This window comes from Rhizobium phaseoli (assembly GCF_001664385.1).
In the GTDB taxonomy this organism is placed as follows: domain Bacteria; phylum Pseudomonadota; class Alphaproteobacteria; order Rhizobiales; family Rhizobiaceae; genus Rhizobium; species Rhizobium phaseoli.
This window is the reverse complement of the sequence record NZ_CP013532.1, coordinates 3907208-3924844: the sequence shown is the minus strand read 5'-3', so window position 1 is coordinate 3924844 and position 17637 is coordinate 3907208. Positions and strand designations below refer to the sequence as shown.

The window sequence follows — 17637 nt, the reverse complement described above, 5'->3', positions numbered from 1 at the left end:
TCGCATTGGACAAGTCCCTGATTTTTTTGGGAGGAAATAAGCATGCGCAAGCTCATGTTGGGTCTGGCCGTTGCGGGGGTGGCTTTTGCCGGCGCAGCCTACGCCCAGGACAAGAACTACACGATCGGTGTGTCCATTCCGGCCGCCGATCACGGCTGGACCTCTGGCGTCGTGTTCCATGCCGAGCGTATTGCCAAGAAGCTGATGGCCGAACATCCGGGCCTCAACGTCATCGTCAAGACCTCGCCGGATGCCGCGACGCAGGCCAACGCCGTGCAGGACCTCGATACGCAAGGCATCGACGCGCTCGTCATCCTGCCGTCGGATCCTGATCCGCTCGTCAACGCCATCAAGGAAGTCAAGGACAAGGGCAAGTTCGTGGCGCTTGTCGACCGTGCACCATCGAACAACGATAACTCCGTGCGCGACCTCTATGTCGCTGGCAACAACCCGGCGCTCGGCGAAGTCGCCGGCAAATATATTGCCGAAAAGACGCCGAACGCCGAAGTCGTCGTCATCCGCGGCCTGCCGATTCCGATCGACCAGCAGCGCCAGGACGGTTTCGACAAGGGCATTGCCGGCTCCAAGGTCAAGGTGCTTGACCGCCAGTATGGCAACTGGAACCGCGACGACGCCTTCAAGGTCATGCAGGACTACCTGACGAAGTACCCGAAGATCGACGTCGTCTGGTGCCAGGACGACGATATGGCCGTCGGCGTACTGCAGGCGATCGAGCAGGCCAAGCGCACCGACATCCAGTATGTCGTCGCCGGTGCCGGCTCCAAGGACATGGTCAAGAAGGTCATGGATGGCGACAAACTGATCCCGGTCGACGTTCTTTATCCGCCGGCAATGGTCGGCACGGCGATGGAACTGACGGCGGCCGCGCTCTACGATCAGGTCCCCGTTCATGGCAACTACATTCTCGATGCGACGCTCGTCACCAAGGACAATGCCAAGAACTTCTACTTCCCCGATTCGCCGTTCTGATCGCGATCGGAGATAGGCGCCCATTCGAAAGAGTGGGCGCTCTTCTGTCTTTCGATTGGCATGCAGCTGAAAATGCTGCACGTACCTCTTGCCCGCCAAAGCCCATCATGAATAGCTCACAGCCACATCGCATGCGGGCTCACGCCAGATCCGAGAGCGAGGGCGAAGAGGCGCCTTGCGCCCGCCGAATTGCGTGCTACAAAGTTTCCAGAAACGTTTACGGTCGATATTCAGGGAGGAATCTGACATGAAGACGATCAAGGGTCCCGGCCTTTTCCTTGGCCAGTTCGCGGGCGATGCCGCGCCTTTCAATTCGTGGGACGCCATTACCAAATGGGCAGCCGATATCGGCTATAAGGGCGTTCAGGTGCCGACTTGGGCGAGCCAGCTGATCGATCTGAAGAAGGCCGCGACATCCAAGGATTATTGCGACGAATTCGCCGGCAAGGCTCGCGAAAACGGCATCGAGATCACCGAACTCTCCACCCATCTGCAAGGCCAGCTCGTCGCCGTTCATCCGGCCTATGACGAAGCCTTCGATGGGTTTGCTGCTCCTGAAGTGCGCGGAAATCCCAAGGCCCGCCAGGAATGGGCGGTCGAGCAGGTCAAGATGGCGCTGACGGCATCGAAAAACCTTGGCCTCAAGGCGCATGCGACCTTTTCCGGCGCGCTCGCCTGGCCGTTCATCTATCCCTGGCCGCAGCGTCCCGCCGGTCTGGTCGAGACCGCCTTCGACGAGCTTGCCCGTCGCTGGACGCCGATCCTCAACCATGCCGACGAAAACGGCATCGACGTCTGCTACGAGATCCATCCCGGTGAAGACCTGCATGACGGCATCACTTTCGAGATGTTCCTGGAGCGGGTGAAGAACCATCCGCGCGCCAACATGCTCTACGATCCCTCGCATTACGTGCTGCAGTGCCTCGATTATCTCGACAATATCGACATCTACAAGGACCGCATCAAGATGTTCCACGTCAAGGATGCGGAGTTCAATCCGACCGGGCGCCAGGGCGTCTATGGCGGTTATCAGGGCTGGGTGGAGCGCGCCGGCCGCTTCCGCTCGCTCGGCGACGGCCAGGTCGATTTCGGCGCGGTCTTCTCGAAGATGACGGCCAATAATTTCGACGGCTGGGCCGTGGTCGAGTGGGAATGCGCGCTGAAGCATCCCGAGGATGGCGCCCGCGAAGGGGCCGAGTTCGTCGCTGCACACATCATCCGCGTCACCGAAAAAGCCTTCGACGACTTCGCCGGCAGCGGCACCGATCAGGCGGCCAACCGGCGGATGCTGGGGCTTTAAGACACAAGGCGTGCCGCGAGGGCTGCCCCTCACCCTAACCCTCTCCCCGTAAACGGGGCGAGGGGACTTGCTCCACGAAATGTTGGAGTGGGACGGAGGCGGCGCGGCATATCCCTTCTCCCCGCTGGCGGGGGTCTGAAAGACGGGTCGAGACCCGTGGCTCGACCCAGGCAAAGGTGGCGGCAGCCGGATGAGGGGCCCATTCGCACCAAGTTTAAATTTCAGGAGGACAAGAATGGCAATCGAAGCATCATCCGAACAGACCCGCGAGCCGCGCATCCGGCTCGGCATGGTGGGCGGCGGTGCTGGCGCGTTCATCGGTGCGGTGCACCGGATCGCGGCCCGCATCGACGATCAGTACGATCTCATCGCCGGGGCGCTGTCGTCGACGCCCGACAAGGCCGTAAAGTCCGGCCGCGACCTCGGCCTCGATCCGTCGCGGACCTATTCCAGCTACCGCGAGATGGCAATCCGCGAGGCGAAGCTGAAGAACGGCATCGAGGCGGTGGCGATCGTCACACCGAACCATGTGCACTACGATGCGGCCAAGGAATTTCTGAAGCGCGGCATCCATGTCATCTGCGACAAGCCGCTGACATCGAACCTTGCCGACGCGAAGAAGCTGAAAAAGCTCGCCGACGAAAGCGGCGCGCTCTTCGTGCTGACGCATAATTACACCGGCTATCCAATGGTCCGCCAGGCGCGCGAGATGATCGCCAATGGCGAACTCGGCGATATCAGGGTCGTCCAGGCCGAATATCCGCAGGACTGGCTGACCGAAGCGGTCGAACAGACCGGCCAGAAACAGGCTGCCTGGCGCACCGATCCGGCCCAGTCCGGCGTCGGCGGCTCCACCGGCGATATCGGCACGCATGCCTATAATCTCGCCTCCTTCATCACGGGCCTGGAACTCGACAGCCTGGCGGCCGATCTCGACAGTTTCGTGCCCGGCCGCCGGCTGGACGACAATGCCCATGTCATGCTGCGCTTCAAGGCGAAGGGCTCGGAGAAACCGGCTAAGGGCATGCTCTGGTGCAGCCAGGTCGCGCCCGGTCACGAGAACGGCCTGATGGTGCGCGTCTACGGCAGCAAGGGCGGGCTGGAATGGACGCAGAAGGATCCGAACTACCTATGGTACACGCCGTTCGGCGAGCCGAAGCGGCTGATCACCCGTGGCGGCGCCGGCGCCGGAGCGGCTGCCGGCCGTGTTACGCGCGTGCCGTCAGGTCATCCGGAAGGTTATCTCGAAGCCTTCGCGACGATCTATACAGAAGCCGCGCATGCGATCAATGCCCACAAGAAGGGCAAGGCGGTCGACAAGGCGGTGGTCTATCCCACGGTTGACGATGGCGTGAACGGTGTCGCCTTCGTCGAAGCCTGTGTCGCCTCGTCCAAGAAAAACGGCGCCTGGGTCAAGCTCTGAGGCTTGGTGATCCGCGCCTGGGATCGGGCGGAGCCTGCGAAAACGCCGAGGCGGCCATTGGCTGCCTCGGCTTGTCCGTCCTTCGTCAGGCCGCAACGCGGTTGCGCTTCATCAGGCCGTCGACGCTGAGTGGCCCGGCGCCTGCCGCCACCAGATAAAGAAATAGGAAGCAGAACAGGATCGCCGCGACGCCGCCGTTCTGCGCGGGATAAAAGCTCTTTCCCGCATGGCCGATGAAATAGGCGAAGGCCATCAGGCCCGACAGAACGAAAGCTGCGATGCGGGTCTGGAATCCGATCAGGACGAGGAAGCCGAGGGTGAGTTCGATCAGCCCGGCAATCCAGGAGAGCGAGCCCATCGGCGGCACGCTTGCCGCGGCCGGAAAGTGCAGGATCTTCTGCGTGCCATAGCTGAACAGCACCAGCGACGAGATGATACGCAGCAGGCTCAGCAGGTGCGGCTGCAGCAGATGGATCGAAGACAGCATCGGATTCCTCTCATGTTTGCGATGACTTGGCTGTGTCGGTGATCGCAGGCGCGGCGGCAAGTCACGACTTCTGACATTCACGTTATGAGAGCGTCAGCGTCGGAGAGCGCGGCGGATGAAAGCGACGAAATGCTGCAAACGCCACCGCTTTCGCGGCCTACTGTAACGTTGCAGTTTCTGCCGCCAGACCTGTACTTTGTTTTTCGGCTTGGCTAAATCCGAACCTAAAGGATCCATTCACACGCTGAGAGACGGGAATTTACAGATGATCGATGCGAAGACGCTTGCAGACCGCTTTCCCGGCGATTTCACCTTTGGCGTCGCCACCGCCGCCTTCCAGATCGAGGGCGCGAGCAGGGCCGACGGGCGCAAGCCGTCCATCTGGGACGCTTTCTGCAACATGCCCGGGCGCGTCCACAATCGCGATAATGGCGACGTTGCCTGCGATCACTATAACCGGCTGGAGCAGGATCTCGATCTCATCAAGGAGATGGGCGTCGAGGCCTATCGCTTCTCGATCGCCTGGCCGCGCATCATCCCCGACGGCACGGGTCCGGTGAATGAGGCCGGCCTCGATTTCTACGACCGGCTTGTCGACGGCTGCAAGGCGCGCGGGATCAAGACCTTCGCGACGCTCTACCATTGGGACTTGCCACTGCTACTTGCCGGTGACGGCGGCTGGACGGCACGTTCAACCGCCTACGCCTATCAGCGCTATGCCAAGACGGTGATGAGCCGGCTTGGCGACCGTCTCGATGCCGTCGCGACCTTCAACGAACCCTGGTGCATTGTCTGGCTCAGCCACCTCTACGGCATCCACGCGCCGGGCGAGCGCAACATGCAGGCCGCCCTTCACGCCATGCACTACATGAACCTTGCGCACGGCCTCGGCGTCGAAGCGATCCGTTCGGAGGCTCCGAACGTGCCGGTCGGGCTTGTGCTCAACGCTGCCTCGATCATTCCCGGATCCAGCAACCCTGCCGACCTCGCCGCCGCCGAGCGCGCGCATCAGTTCCACAACGGCGCCTTCTTCGATCCGGTCTTCAAGGGCGAATATCCCAAGGCATTCGTCGAGGCGCTCGGTGACCGCATGCCTGTCGTCGAGGACGGTGACATGAAGCTGATCAGCCAGAAGCTCGACTGGTGGGGTCTTAATTACTACACGCCGGAGCGCGTCGCCGACGACGCCGACCGCAAAGGCGATTTTCCCTGGACCCTGAAAGCGCCGCCGGCAAGCGACATCAAGACCGACATCGGCTGGGAAATCTATGCGCCGGGCTTGAAGCGCCTGGTCGAGGATCTCTATCGCCGCTACGATCTGCCGGAATGCTACATCACCGAGAACGGTGCCTGCGACAACACGGGTGTCGCCGATGGCAAGGTCGAAGACACGATGCGCCTCAACTATCTTGGCGACCATCTCGATGTCGTGGCCGGCCTCATCAAGGACGGCTATCCCATGCGCGGTTATTTCGCCTGGAGCCTGATGGACAATTTCGAATGGGCGGAAGGCTACCGCATGCGTTTCGGCCTCGTCCATGTCGATTATGAGACACAGCTGCGGACGGTGAAAAGGAGCGGCAAATGGTATCGCGACCTCGCGGCACAATTTCCGAAAGGCAATCACAAGCCGAGTGAGCTCTGAAAGCGACTCCTGCCGGCGCCGCCCGGTGGGCTTGGGCCGGCGGCAAAAAATAGGCCGACGAAATCTGCAACAGACGGTTGCTTAAACGTTTCTGAACCCTTGGCTGGCAAAGTCGGATGGTCAGGGAGCGATAATGCAGATACTCGGAAAATTGCAGGGCAGGGGATCGGGAATAGGGCGTCACATTACCGTTACGGGCGTCTTGTTCTCCTTTGCGGTCATTGTCGCGGTTGCCACCATCATGGTGCTGTCGGCAATCGAACGCGTGGCTGAAAATGCCAATGTCCTTGATGACGAGCGCTCGCGTGAAACGACGATCGGCGCGTTGAAGACCTTCGAGGATCAACTCGGGGCGACGCTCGACGATTATGCCGCCTGGGACGACGCTGCCGCCAACGTTTACGCACCTGACGGAATGGCGTGGACGGTCAGCAATTATGGCGAGATGTCGGTCAACAGCTCGCTTTTTGATGTGGCGATCGTCATCGACGATACAAAGAATTCGATCATCGCCTATCGCGACGGCAAGCCGATGGAGGAGTCGCTCACAGATTTCTTCGCGCCTTCTCTCTGGAAGCTGCTCGACACGGTCAAAGCGGCCGGCTCGGCGGACAGGCCACAGGCCGTCGGTTTCGTCCGCACCAAACGGGGGATTGCCGCTGCCGGCGTGGCGCTGGTACGGCAAAAATCCGGGGCGCTCGACGTGCCCACCGGCCAACACCGCTATCTCATCTTCGCCCGCCATCTCGATGACGACCGGGTGAGCGCGCTGGGCCAGACCTATGTCATCGGCGGATTGAGGCTGGCGCCGGCGACGTTCAAAGCCGATTATCTCGTGTCCATCGTCGATCCGCTCGGGGCAACGCTCGGCAAGCTCGTCTGGACCTCGCGCTCACCGGGGAACGTGGCCTATGCCCAGGTGCGGCCGATGGTCATCGAGGCTCTCGGTCTGGTGGGCATGTTCTTCATGGTGCTGCTAGCCATCGGCTGGCTCGCCGGCCGTCGCCTGAAGGCGGAGGAAAACAGCGCTCGCGAGGAGGCACTGCGCGACAGGCTGAGCGGGCTCTCCAATCGCGACGGCCTGGGGCTCGCCGTCGACGGCTTTGTCGCCGAAGCTCGCCAGAGCAAGCGCAATGTGCTGCTCCTCTATCTCGACCTCGACGGTTTCAAGGAAGTCAATGACAGTTATGGACACGGCACCGGCGACCAGCTGATCCGGGCGGTCGCGGCCGGGCTCCAGGTGTTGATCCCACAAGGCGCGGTGCTTGCCCGCATCGGCGGCGATGAATTTGCGATCGCCTTTCTCTCCGACGGCGAGAATGCCGCCGCGCTGCAGCTTTCCGAGCAGATTCTCGATTTTATGGTCGAGCCGCTGGAGATCGGTCGCCGCGTCGTCGTCGTCGGCGCCAGCATCGGTATCGCCATGTCGCCCGCCGGCGCGATCGACCGCGAAGAACTGGTGCGGCGTTCCGATTTGGCCATGTACAAGGCCAAGGAGGCCGGCCGTGCGCGCATGACGCTCTACGATCCGTCGATGGATGCGGACCGGGAGCAGCGCAATGCGCTGGAGCTCGATCTCAGGATCGCCATCGAAAGCGGCGACCTGACGCTTGCCTATCAGCCACTGGTCGATGCAGCCACGCAGGCGCTGACAGGCGTCGAGGCGCTGGTGCGCTGGAACCGCCCGGGCCACGGTCCTGTTTCGCCCGAAGTATTCATTCCGATCGCCGAGACCAGCGGCCTGATCGAATCGCTCGGCCTGTTCGTGCTGCGCAAAGCCTGCGAGACGGCCAAACAATGGCCGGAACTCAACGTTTCGGTCAACGTCTCGCCCGGTCAGTTCCGCAATCCAGCCTTCACCGACTATGTGCGCTACGTCTTGAAGCAGACGGAGATCGAAGCCAGCCGCATCACGCTGGAGATCACCGAAGGTTACATGATCCAGAATCCGCAGCGTACTCGCCAGTCGATCGAACGGCTGAAGGGGCTGGGAGTGAAAGTGGCGCTCGACGACTTCGGTTCCGGCTTCTCCTCGATCGGATACCTCCGGCAGTTCGGCTTCGACCGCATTAAGATCGACCGCTCGCTTGTCATGGGCGTCAACGAGGACAAACGCCAGCGCGAAATGCTGCAGGCGACCGTGGCGCTCGCCCGCTCCCTCGATATCCCGGTGACAGCCGAAGGCATCGAGACCGAGGGACAGGCGGTCGCCATGCGCCTGTTCGGTTGCGACTGCCTGCAAGGTTACTTGTTCGGAAAGCCCATGGTGGCCGAGCAAATTACTGACATGCTCAACGAGCTTCGTGCTGCGGAGCCGTCGACCCGGCGCCGTCTCGGCGCGGCCTAACGGAGAAATTCGCAGACCGCAAGCCCGTCCGACAGGAACAGGCTCAACTGCCGATATGCCGCTGGCCGCGTTTTCTTGCCAGGGCGATCTGATGCTGCCGCTGACGGTAGCGCAGCCGGTCTTCTTCCGAGCGCGTGTGATAGCAGTGGCTGCAGGAAACACCTTCCTCGTAGAGCGGCGAGGTGATTTCCTCTGAAGTGATCGGGTTGCGGCAGGCGTGGCACAACCGGTGCTCACCTTCCTTCAGTCCATGCTCGACGGAGACGCGTTCGTCGAAGACAAAGCAGGCGCCGTCCCAAAGGCTTTCCTCCTGCGGTACGTCCTCCAGATATTTCAGAATGCCGCCCTTGAGATGATAGACTTCATCGAAGCCCTCAGCCTTCATGAAGGCCGTTGCCTTCTCGCAGCGGATGCCGCCGGTGCAGTACATGGCGATCTTCGGCTTGTTGTGCAGGCCGGTATTGCTGCGCACCCAATTCGGAAATTCGCGGAACGTCTTCGTCTTCGGGTCGAGCGCGCCGCGAAACGTGCCGATCGCCGTTTCGTAGTCGTTGCGGGTGTCGATGACGATCGTATCGGGATCGGAAATCAGCGCGTTCCAGTCCTGAGGCGCCACATAGGTGCCGACCACCTTGTTGGGGTCGATGTCTTCGACGCCCATGGTGACGATTTCCTTCTTCAGCTTCACCTTCAGACGCAGGAAAGGCATTTTCGACGCCCGGCTTTCCTTGTGCTCCAGGCCCGCAAATTCCGGCTGGGCACGCAGGAAGGCGAGCACGGCGCCTATGCCGGCATCCGGTCCTGCGATCGTGCCGTTGATGCCCTCATGCGCCAGAAGCAGCGTTCCCTTGACGCCGTTCTCTTCGCAAAGCGCCTGCAACGGCGCCTGCAGGCTCGCAAAGCGCGGCACCGAAACGAAATGATAGAGCGCCGCTACGAGGAACGGGCCGGTGTGTGTCAGGCTGTCGGTCATGGCCGGGAAATACAGAAAATCGGCGAGCGGCGCAATTGCCTTCCGAAATGGCCTCATCAACTCCCGGCCGTCAGCCAGAGGAGCTCGATACGCTCGGCTTCCTCGTCGGGATCGTCGGCGAAGACGGCCTCGGCCTTGACGAGCGCTTGCCGCCGGTCTTCCTGCTGGCGGAAGATGATGGCGTCGAGCAGGTGGGCCAGATCATCGTTGCGGGTGAAGAGCTGGGGTTCTGCCTCGACCAGTTCAGAGAGTACGGCGAGATCGTGGATGTGGCCGAGATCCTCGACAAGCTCCTTGGCCGCATCGCGTTTGGCCTGCATCGCGCCCGGCCAGACGTCGCGCAGGAGGGAATGATAGAGCCGGTAGTCATACGTGCGCTTGCGCAGGTCGTGGAAATCGCCGGCCGATGCCTCGCCGTGGCAGGCGTCAAGGGCAGCCTTCGCCTTCCGGGCGGTACGACGCCAGCTTTTGCCCAGCATGCGGGCATTCTTGCGATGGCCGCCGGCGAAGGACACCTCATCCAGGCAACCGGTCGCCTCGTTCAAAACATTCGAGATTTCCACCAGTCTCTGTTCCAGGCCGCTTTCGGCTTCTGTCATCCAATCGCGGCGCCCTTCGAGGATGGCGACGATGCGGCCGAGCGCCTCGTTCTCTTCTTCCTCGCGAGCCGTTGCCTGCAGGTATTGGGCGGTGCCGACGAGCGCGTTGGCGTCCCGGATCGGCGAAAGCGACCGGGCTGCGTCGCGCAGACGTTCGTTCTCACGGGCCTGGAAATCCGGCACCTCGTGGGCTACGAGCCGATAGAGCGAGCGCAGCCGCTTCAGGTTCTTGCGAAAGGAATGGATCGCCTCATGCGCGCCATCCGGTCTCTCCTCGAGAACTGTGACCGCTTCAACCAGCTGCTCCTTCGCAACGCTGTGGAATTCGCGGGTGAAATCGGTGTCAGGCCGTATGCGATAGGCCATGCCTGTGGTGCCCATATTCTGTGGCAAGGGCCTGGTTGGAATAGCGGAAATCGCCGGTTACCTCGCGGCCAAGCCAGCTGGGCAGGGCCGGGTCGTCGGTCTCCGACGTCATCTCGACCTCGGCGATGACAAGTCCGCGGTGCTCGCCGGCAAAGACGTCGACCTCCCAGATGAAGCCCTGATGCGGAACCCGGTAGCGCGTTTTCTCGATGACGACGCCGATTGCGTTCTGCAGCAGCTCTTCGGCATCGGCGATCGGAATGTCATATTCGAATTCGTCACGGGTGATGGCGCTGCGACCGATCTTGACGGTCAGCTTCGCATTCCTGCCGTCGAGGGTGCGCACCCGGACGGAACGATCGTCCATCGAGGCAATGTAACCCTGCCTGAGAACAGACTTCGTTTCGACGGCGGACCGCCATCCATCGGCGCGTACCAGGAACTTCCGCTCGATCTCTTTCGCCATAATCAGTGAACCTTTTGTGACGATCACTGCACGGTAGAACAATTCCCACGCATTTCCTACCCATCTTAACATGCCGCCGGGTTTTATCTCGACAAGGTCCGGCGGTAGCGTTATTCGGGAGACAATTTCAATCGTTTCAAGGAGGTCGTGCGACCATGGGCGAGAAAACAGAGAAACTCCTTTCCATCCTGAAACTCCAGCCCGTCGTCCCGGTCCTGATCGTCGATGATGCCAAGTCCGCGGTGCCGCTGGCCCGTGCACTCGTCGCGGGCGGCCTGAAGGCGATCGAGATCACCATGCGCACGCCGGCTGCCCTCGAGGCCGTGCGCGCCGTCGCCGCCGAGGTCGAGGGCGCCGAGGTCGGCGCCGGTACGATCCTGAATGCCGCGCACTGGGAAGCCGCCGTCGAGGCCGGTTCCAAGTTCATCGTCAGCCCGGGCACGACGCAGGAACTGCTCGATGCCGCTGCCGATTCCGACGTGCCGCTGCTTCCGGGAGCTGCCACCGCCAGCGAGGTCATGGCGTTGCGCGAGGAAGGCTACCAGGTGCTGAAATTCTTCCCTGCCGAGCAGGCCGGCGGTGCTGCCTATCTCAAGGCGCTTTCCTCACCCCTTGCCGGCACGCTGTTCTGCCCGACCGGCGGCATTTCGCTGAAAAATGCCAATGATTATCTGTCGCTGCCGAACGTCATCTGCGTCGGCGGCTCCTGGGTGGCGCCGAAGGAACTGGTCGCTGCCGGCGATTGGGCGGGGATCACCAAGCTCGCGGCAGAAGCGGCAGCTCTCAAAGCTTGAGTTTCGACGGGAGCGGGTCGAGCCCGCTCCCGTATTTGTATTTCAGCCGTCGCAAACCTATGTTCTCCTCCAGCCTCAACAGGGAGACGACGAGGAATGTTCGACGCAAAGAAGCTTCTCGACCAATTCTTGGGTTCGCAGGTGCCGGGTCTGGGCGGTTCGGTCCGCGACCGGGCCGACGAGGCCGTGCAGACGGCAAAGAACAATCCAATGAAGACCGGCGCGATCGCAGCCGTGCTTCTTGGCACCAAGACCGGTCGCAGCATCGCCGGCAATGCACTGGCGATCGGTGGTCTTGCCGCCATTGCCGGCCTCGGCTACCAGGCCTACAAGAATTATCAGGCGGGACAGGCGCCTGCGGCTCCCTCGGATGCGCCCTCGGCGAACAATCCGGTTCTCCTGCCGCCGCCGGCCGAATCCGGTTTCGGCCCGGCGTCGCCGGCCGGCAGCAACGAATTTGTGCTGGTGCTGATCCGTGCGATGATCGCCGCCGCCAAGGCTGACGGCCATATTGACGATGCCGAGCGCGCCCTCATCATGGACAAGATCAAAGCCGCCGACGTCAGCGGCGAGGCTGCCGCCTTCATCGAGCGCGAACTCGCGTCGCCGACCGATATCGATGCGCTCGTTGCCGCGGCGGTAACGGAAGAACAGCGTGTCGAGCTCTATACTGCCTCGCGGCTCACCATCGATCCGGATTCGCGCGCCGAGCGTGGTTATCTCGATCTGCTCGCCGGCCGGCTCGGCCTTGCCGATCAGCTGGTCGACCATATCGAGGCGACGGTCTCGTCCGCCAAGACCACCTTGTCACAGTAACATCTCGGCCGGTTGCCTTTGTCGGGCGGCTGGCCTATCCACTCCTCAGAACACGGGAGTGAACATGCGCGATCTTGCAAATTTTAAGGGCTGCCCGGCCCCGAAGCCGGTGACGCTTAGGGGCCGCTTCGTCACCGTCGAGCCTTATCGACGCGCGGAGCATCTTGAAGCGCTGTGGGACGGGCTTGGCGGCATGGGTATCAACCCGCTGCTGCTTTATTTCGCGCAGGACGATTTTTCCGGCATTGAGGACTTCGCCAATTGGCTGGAATCCGTCTACACCAAGTCCGGCTGGCTCACCCATATCTTCCGTGACAACGCCACCGGCAAGATTGTCGGCATGGCGAACTATATGCGCGCCGACCCGGCAAATGGTGTCGTCGAGATCGGCGGGGTGGCGCATGGCCCCGACATGAAGCGTTCACCGCTTTCCACCGAGGCGCATTACCTGATGGCCAAGCACGTCTTCGAAGATCTCGGCTACCGGCGCTACGAATGGAAATGCGACAATAACAACGAGGCGAGCAAGACGACGGCCGCCCGTTACGGCTTCAGCTTCGAAGGCGTGTTCCGCCAGCACATGATCTCCAAGCACCGCAACCGCGACACTGCCTGGTTTTCGATGATCGATGCCGAGTGGCCGCTGATCAACAATGCCTTCGAGGCCTGGCTCTCGCCGGAGAATTTCGACGCCGCCGGCAACCAGATCCGGCGCCTGCAGGATATTCGCGCTGATCTGGAAAAGGAAAGGCTAGCGTGAGCCCTGAGAGCCGCTCGCAGGCGATTGCCGCCGCCATCATTCTGCTCGGCGCCGGCCTCGTCATTTATTTTCTGCCGACCATTGTCTTATGGATCGGCAATTTCTCGCCGGTGCTGGGGATCGCCGTCGGCGTCTGCCTGATCATGGCGTTTTTCGCGGTCTTCTGGCTGCGGGCGCGTTATCAGCGCGGCAAGGGGAAGCACTAGACGCGGAGGTCTCACTACCCCTGCAGCGATGCCCCGAGTAGCAGGGCGCCCATCAATATGACCAGCAGGGCGCCGAGGATTTCGATAGCGTTGCCGATCCAGATCGAGGCGGTCGAGCCGCGCCCGGAGAGGCGGACGGCAGCACCCTTGGCGGTGACGGCGAGGGTGGCAAGGACGGAAACCGTGATTGCGGTGCCAAGCGACATGGCGGCGACCGACAGCATGCCGCCGACGTAGAGCCCGTTCAGCAGCGAGAAGGTCATCACCAGAAGCGCGCCGGAGCAGGGCCGAAGGCCGACGGCAACGATCGCCGACCAGGCCTCGCGGACGCTGAACTTGTCGCCGGCGAGCAGGGCCGGATCCGGCACGTGCGCGTTGCCGCAGGTCTCGCAGACCATGCCGGGAACGAAGGTGTGGCCGGCGGCGACGGCCTGCGCCTTGCCGTTGAAGGCATAGGCCTGGCGTTCGGCCGCGTTGTCCTTCCAATCGAGCATCATGCTGACCGGACCGGCGGATGTCGCCATCAGCCGTCGACGCGGCAAATTGCCCACCATCGAGCGCAGTTTGCGAAACAGCAGCCAACCGCCGAAGAGGATAACCATGACGAAGCTTGCGATTTCCATCGCATGGGTCGCTGCCGTCAGCGTGATGCCGGTGCCGCGCAGCACCAGCCAGGCACCGCCGACCAGCCCCACGGCGACGATGCCCTGAATGAACGCCGAAATGAAGGAAATCACCACGCCGCGCTTCAGCTCGACCTCGTTGGCGATCATATAAGAGGAGATGACCGCCTTGCCGTGGCCGGGGCCGGCCGCATGGAAGACGCCGTAGGCAAAGGAAAGGCCGATCAGCGACGTCAGTTGCCACGGATCCTGACGCATGCCCTTCAACGCATCGGTCAGCGCCCGGTAGAAGGCCTGCTGCTCATAATTCACATAGAGCAAAAGCGGTGCGAACGGCCCGCCGGTCGGTTGAAAACTCGGTTCCGCCGTGCCGATGCCGAGCGGCGATTGCGCATGGGCGAGACTTGCCGCCGTCACCAGCGCAAGGAGTGCTGCGGAAAGGACGAAGCACGGGCGTTTTGTCAGCATGTGATCTCCAGCCGGGTGGCGAAGAGTTTGGACATGTTGGTGCCGGTGGGGTCGTTGAAGAAAGCGTCGGTAAGCGACTGTTTGTTTTGCGAGATCACCTCGTCGGCGTCGGGCCTTACCACCTGGTGTTTGCAGGCCTTGAAGCCGTCGCCGACCGTGGCGAGTTCGTTGTCTGTCGGAAAGTCGATCGATGTATAGAGCGTCGGGTCGTAGACGCCGAAAGTGAGCCTGCCTTTCAGCGGCATCTTCTCCGCCGGTTTGACTGCGAAGAACATCAGCAGCTGGCCGTTCTTGTAGTCGACATGGATGATGTCAGGCTGCTGGACGGTGACGTTCTTCCCGTTGACCGTCAGGTTCATGTAGTAGTCGTAGTCGGCAAGCGATTGCTTCACCGTTTTGCCGACCTGCGCGAGTTCGTTCGGCTCGAGCTTCAGATCGGTGTTCTTGTCGAAATCCATGACGACCGAGGAGGAGAAGACCTCGTCGAAGCGCCAGACATTGCGCAGTTCCTCGACGCTGCCGTCAGCGCCGGCCACGACTTCGAGCCGCGCCTCCACGAAGATATGCGGATGCGCAAAGGCGGCGGCTGGCGCCAGCGAAAGAAGCGCGGTCATCAATGGTATGGATCTGTTCATGCGTCCCGCTGCCTTATTCGCTCGAGCTGAGTTCTTGCCAGAAATTGGGACGGAATTGGGACAGGCTTGCCGGCCGAACGTGCCCGGCATCACCCGATCGTCCGGCTCGGGCGGCCTTTCGGTGCAGTCTCACGGATGCTTCTTGAACCAGCTGTGCAGGTAGTCGACGAAGATCCTCACCTTGGCCGGCAGGTAGCGCCGGTGCGGGTAGACGGCATAGATGCCGCGGTCAGTCGGGATGTAGTCGTTAAACAGCGTCAGCAGTTCGCCACTCTCGATCGGCTTGCGGGCGATGAAATCGGGAATGAGGGCGATGCCGATGCCGGCAAGGGCGGCGCGTAATGTCGCATGCGGACTGTTGACTTCTATCGGCCCGGAGACGGCGACGGCGAAGGTTGTGTTATCAGGGTTGTAGAAGCGAATGCTACCTTGGGTGCGCGAATTGGTGTCGACGATGAAGGGGACGTTGGAAATGTCGCTCGGATGCTCGAGATCGGGATGGTGCTCGATAAAATCCGGTGTGGCGCAGAGATGGACGCGGAAATCGGAGATCTTGCGGGCGATCATGCCGGAATCTTCGAGCTTGGAAATGCGAATCGCCACGTCGAAGCCTTCTTCGATCAGGTCGACGAATCGGTCATCGGCAGCGATCTCCAGCGAAAGATTCGGGTTCTCGGCGGCAAAATCGATCAGAGACTGGCCGACGTCGGCGTCGACGAAGGTGCGGGGGACGGATATGCGCAGCCGTCCCTTCAACTGGGCGTTGTTTTCACGCACGAGATCGGCAAGGTTGTCGATCTCCTTCAGAATATCGGACGCGCTGCGGTAATAGGTGTGGCCGGCTTCGGTCATGGAGAACTGCCGAGTGGTGCGGTTGAGCAGCAGAGCGCCGAGCTCGTCTTCCAGTTCGCGCACATATTTGGACAGCAGCGCTTTCGAGCGGCCGGTGCGCCTTGCGGCGGCGGAAAAGCCTTCGGCCTCGACGACGTCGATGAAGGCGCGTATGCGGGTCAGAGTGTCCATTGCGCTTCCCCAAGCTGTTTCGAAACGTTGAACAAATTGGCCCGACCTGTTCAATTATTTTTTTTGACCCCGAGATCAAAAAAACGCTTGATTGTGAAGGCGAATATTCTTATTTCCACCTCAGCCCAAAGTCGCACGTGCCCATGGGTGTCCGCCGAACCCTCGAATTGGTGAGGAAATCGGTAAGGTACCTGGAATTAACCCCTCCAGTCGCTATTCCGGCCAACCGGAAAATGCGAGGACGCCTGAAGCAACGACGGTGCGGGCCTTTTTGTTCTCTCCCTGCTTTCCATCAGCGGGGGTTACTGAAGAGGCACACCATCATTGCCGGAAGTGCGGTTGGGATTCTCCCTCCAATCCATGGCAGACAAAGCCGAACTTACACCGCGTCCGCGGCGTTGGTTCACTATCCGCGCATCGAGCGCTTGCTATGGTTCCGGGGTCTCCACCGGCTGGTTCCAATGCGAGTTCTCGTATGCCCTTTGTCCTCCGGTTCATGCCGGAGCTCTGGAATTGGAAGAGGGAACGATATGACCACCCAGCGCATCCGCGACTTTCTCGCAACCCGACGTCCCGACGGTCCCTGCCTCGTGGTTGACCTTGACGTCGTTCGCGACAATTTCCACGCCTTCCGTCATGCCATGCCGGACAGCGCCATCTACTATGCCGTCAAGGCAAACCCGGCTCCTGAGGTCCTGAAGCTGCTCGCAGGTCTCGGCTCCAATTTCGATTGCGCATCCGTTGCCGAAATCGAAATGGCGCTCGAAGCCGGTGCGACCGCTGCCCGCATCTCCTTCGGCAACACGATCAAGAAGGAACGCGATGTCGCCCGCGCCCATGCGCTCGGCGTCAGCCTCTTTGCCGTCGACAGCCACGAGGAAGTCGAGAAGATCTCGCGTGCCGCTCCCGGCGCCCGTGTCTTCTGCCGCGTGCTCACCGATGGCGAAGGCGCTGAATGGCCGCTGTCGCGCAAGTTCGGCTGCGTTCCGCAGATGGCCGTCGACGTTCTCGTCTACGCCCATCAGCTCGGCCTGCAGTCCTACGGCGTCTCGTTCCATGTCGGTTCGCAGATGACCAAGGTCGATGCCTGGGATTCCGCACTCGCCGATGCCAAGCGCGTCTTCGTCTCGCTTGCCAAGCAGGGCATCCACCTGCAGATGGTCAACATGGGCGGCGGCTTCCCCACCAAGTATCTGCGCGACGTTCCGTCCGCGGAAGCTTACGGCAAGTCGATCTACCAGGCGCTGCGCACGCATTTCGGCAACCAGATCCCGCAGACGATCATCGAGCCGGGCCGCGGCATGGTCGGCAATGCCGGCGTCATCAAGGCGGAAGTCGTGCTGATTTCGAAGAAGTCGGACAATGACGATGCGCGCTGGGTGTTCCTCGACATCGGCAAGTTCGGCGGTCTCGCCGAAACGATGGACGAAGCCATCCGTTATCCGATCCGCACGGAGCATGACGGCGACGAGATGGAGCCCTGCGTCATCGCCGGCCCGACCTGCGATTCGGCCGACGTGCTCTACGAGAAGAACCTTTATCCGCTGCCGATCTCCCTTTCGATCGGTGACGAGGTTCTGATCGAAGGCACCGGCGCCTATACGACGACCTATTCGGCGGTCGCATTCAACGGTTTCGAGCCGTTGAAGGCCTACGTCATCTAAGGTCGTTTCCGCCGGCCCCGTAACCAGCCGGGGCGGCAACTTCACAATTTTC

General features: G+C 61.6%; 17 protein-coding genes. 10 read left to right on the top strand and 7 right to left on the bottom strand.

Going from position 1 to position 17637, the window contains the following annotated elements:
• The first annotated feature begins 42 nt into the window (after nucleotides 1-42).
• From AMC88_RS18840 to AMC88_RS18830, 3 genes are all read left to right on the top strand, one after another.
• Entirely contained in the window at nucleotides 43-990 is a 948-nt protein-coding gene (locus AMC88_RS18840; RefSeq protein WP_012485268.1) for a substrate-binding domain-containing protein, read from the top strand.
• Between the two features lie 247 nt (nucleotides 991-1237).
• Nucleotides 1238-2290 (top strand): sugar phosphate isomerase/epimerase family protein, encoded by a 1053-nt coding sequence (locus AMC88_RS18835; protein ID WP_003566650.1) that lies wholly within the window; start codon nucleotides 1238-1240, stop codon nucleotides 2288-2290.
• Between the two features lie 235 nt (nucleotides 2291-2525).
• Entirely contained in the window at nucleotides 2526-3713 is a 1188-nt protein-coding gene (locus AMC88_RS18830; protein ID WP_012485267.1) for a Gfo/Idh/MocA family protein, read from the top strand.
• 85 nt (nucleotides 3714-3798) lie between these two features.
• Here AMC88_RS18830 and AMC88_RS18825 read toward each other — a convergent pair whose 3' ends face one another.
• The gene (locus AMC88_RS18825) at nucleotides 3799-4200 is read right to left on the bottom strand and encodes a DoxX family protein (protein ID WP_012485266.1); all 402 of its coding nucleotides are present in this window, start codon (nucleotides 4198-4200) and stop codon (nucleotides 3799-3801) included.
• Between the two features lie 265 nt (nucleotides 4201-4465).
• Between AMC88_RS18825 and AMC88_RS18820 the strand changes: the two genes are divergently transcribed.
• A complete protein-coding gene (locus AMC88_RS18820; RefSeq protein ID WP_012485265.1) occupies nucleotides 4466-5845 on the top strand; it encodes a GH1 family beta-glucosidase in 1380 nt (459 codons plus the stop codon).
• A 133-nt stretch (nucleotides 5846-5978) separates the two neighbouring features.
• A complete protein-coding gene (locus AMC88_RS18815) occupies nucleotides 5979-8192 on the top strand; it encodes a putative bifunctional diguanylate cyclase/phosphodiesterase (RefSeq protein ID WP_012485264.1) in 2214 nt (737 codons plus the stop codon).
• A 43-nt stretch (nucleotides 8193-8235) separates the two neighbouring features.
• Here AMC88_RS18815 and trhO read toward each other — a convergent pair whose 3' ends face one another.
• Genes trhO through AMC88_RS18800 form a run of 3 tightly spaced genes read right to left on the bottom strand, consistent with a single transcriptional unit; the run spans nucleotide 8236 to nucleotide 10596 of the window.
• Nucleotides 8236-9165, bottom strand: coding sequence for an oxygen-dependent tRNA uridine(34) hydroxylase TrhO (trhO, locus tag AMC88_RS18810; RefSeq protein ID WP_041683940.1), 930 nt, complete (start codon nucleotides 9163-9165; stop codon nucleotides 8236-8238).
• 56 nt (nucleotides 9166-9221) lie between these two features.
• The gene (locus AMC88_RS18805; protein WP_010024193.1) at nucleotides 9222-10130 is read right to left on the bottom strand and encodes a CHAD domain-containing protein; all 909 of its coding nucleotides are present in this window, start codon (nucleotides 10128-10130) and stop codon (nucleotides 9222-9224) included.
• Nucleotides 10108-10596 carry a CYTH domain-containing protein gene (locus AMC88_RS18800; protein WP_029532240.1) on the bottom strand — a complete coding sequence of 163 codons (489 nt, stop codon included), beginning with the start codon at nucleotides 10594-10596 and terminating at the stop codon, nucleotides 10108-10110. Before AMC88_RS18800 ends, AMC88_RS18805 begins: the two co-directional genes overlap by 23 nt.
• Nucleotides 10597-10751: 155 nt before the next feature.
• Between AMC88_RS18800 and AMC88_RS18795 the strand changes: the two genes are divergently transcribed.
• From AMC88_RS18795 to AMC88_RS18780, 4 genes are all read left to right on the top strand, one after another.
• On the top strand, nucleotides 10752-11390 hold the full coding sequence (locus tag AMC88_RS18795; RefSeq protein ID WP_004677971.1) for a 2-dehydro-3-deoxy-phosphogluconate aldolase: 639 nt from the start codon (nucleotides 10752-10754) through the stop codon (nucleotides 11388-11390).
• Nucleotides 11391-11486: 96 nt separating this feature from the next.
• Nucleotides 11487-12206: a tellurite resistance TerB family protein gene (locus tag AMC88_RS18790; protein WP_012485261.1), complete on the top strand. Its 720-nt coding sequence runs from the start codon at nucleotides 11487-11489 to the stop codon at nucleotides 12204-12206.
• A gap of 64 nt (nucleotides 12207-12270) precedes the next feature.
• Nucleotides 12271-12966, top strand: coding sequence for a GNAT family N-acetyltransferase (locus AMC88_RS18785; RefSeq protein WP_064825649.1), 696 nt, complete (start codon nucleotides 12271-12273; stop codon nucleotides 12964-12966).
• On the top strand, nucleotides 12963-13172 hold the full coding sequence (locus tag AMC88_RS18780) for a hypothetical protein (RefSeq protein WP_010018538.1): 210 nt from the start codon (nucleotides 12963-12965) through the stop codon (nucleotides 13170-13172). The genes AMC88_RS18785 and AMC88_RS18780 overlap by 4 nt, the downstream gene beginning before the upstream one ends.
• 14 nt (nucleotides 13173-13186) lie before the next feature.
• On the opposite strand, the gene AMC88_RS18775 is transcribed toward AMC88_RS18780, so the two are convergent.
• The 3 genes from AMC88_RS18775 to AMC88_RS18765 form a co-directional block, all read right to left on the bottom strand.
• Nucleotides 13187-14263: a nickel/cobalt transporter gene (locus AMC88_RS18775; protein WP_064825648.1), complete on the bottom strand. Its 1077-nt coding sequence runs from the start codon at nucleotides 14261-14263 to the stop codon at nucleotides 13187-13189.
• A complete protein-coding gene (locus tag AMC88_RS18770; protein ID WP_016737289.1) occupies nucleotides 14257-14898 on the bottom strand; it encodes a DUF1007 family protein in 642 nt (213 codons plus the stop codon). Before AMC88_RS18770 ends, AMC88_RS18775 begins: the two co-directional genes overlap by 7 nt.
• A gap of 129 nt (nucleotides 14899-15027) precedes the next feature.
• Complete coding sequence (locus tag AMC88_RS18765; protein ID WP_016737288.1) at nucleotides 15028-15921, bottom strand: LysR family transcriptional regulator; 894 nt, start codon at nucleotides 15919-15921, stop codon at nucleotides 15028-15030.
• 530 nt (nucleotides 15922-16451) lie between these two features.
• On the opposite strand from AMC88_RS18765, the gene odc2 reads away from it, so the two are divergent.
• The gene (gene odc2, locus AMC88_RS18760) at nucleotides 16452-17585 is read left to right on the top strand and encodes an ornithine/lysine decarboxylase (RefSeq protein ID WP_038691369.1); all 1134 of its coding nucleotides are present in this window, start codon (nucleotides 16452-16454) and stop codon (nucleotides 17583-17585) included.
• Nucleotides 17586-17637 lie beyond the last annotated feature (52 nt).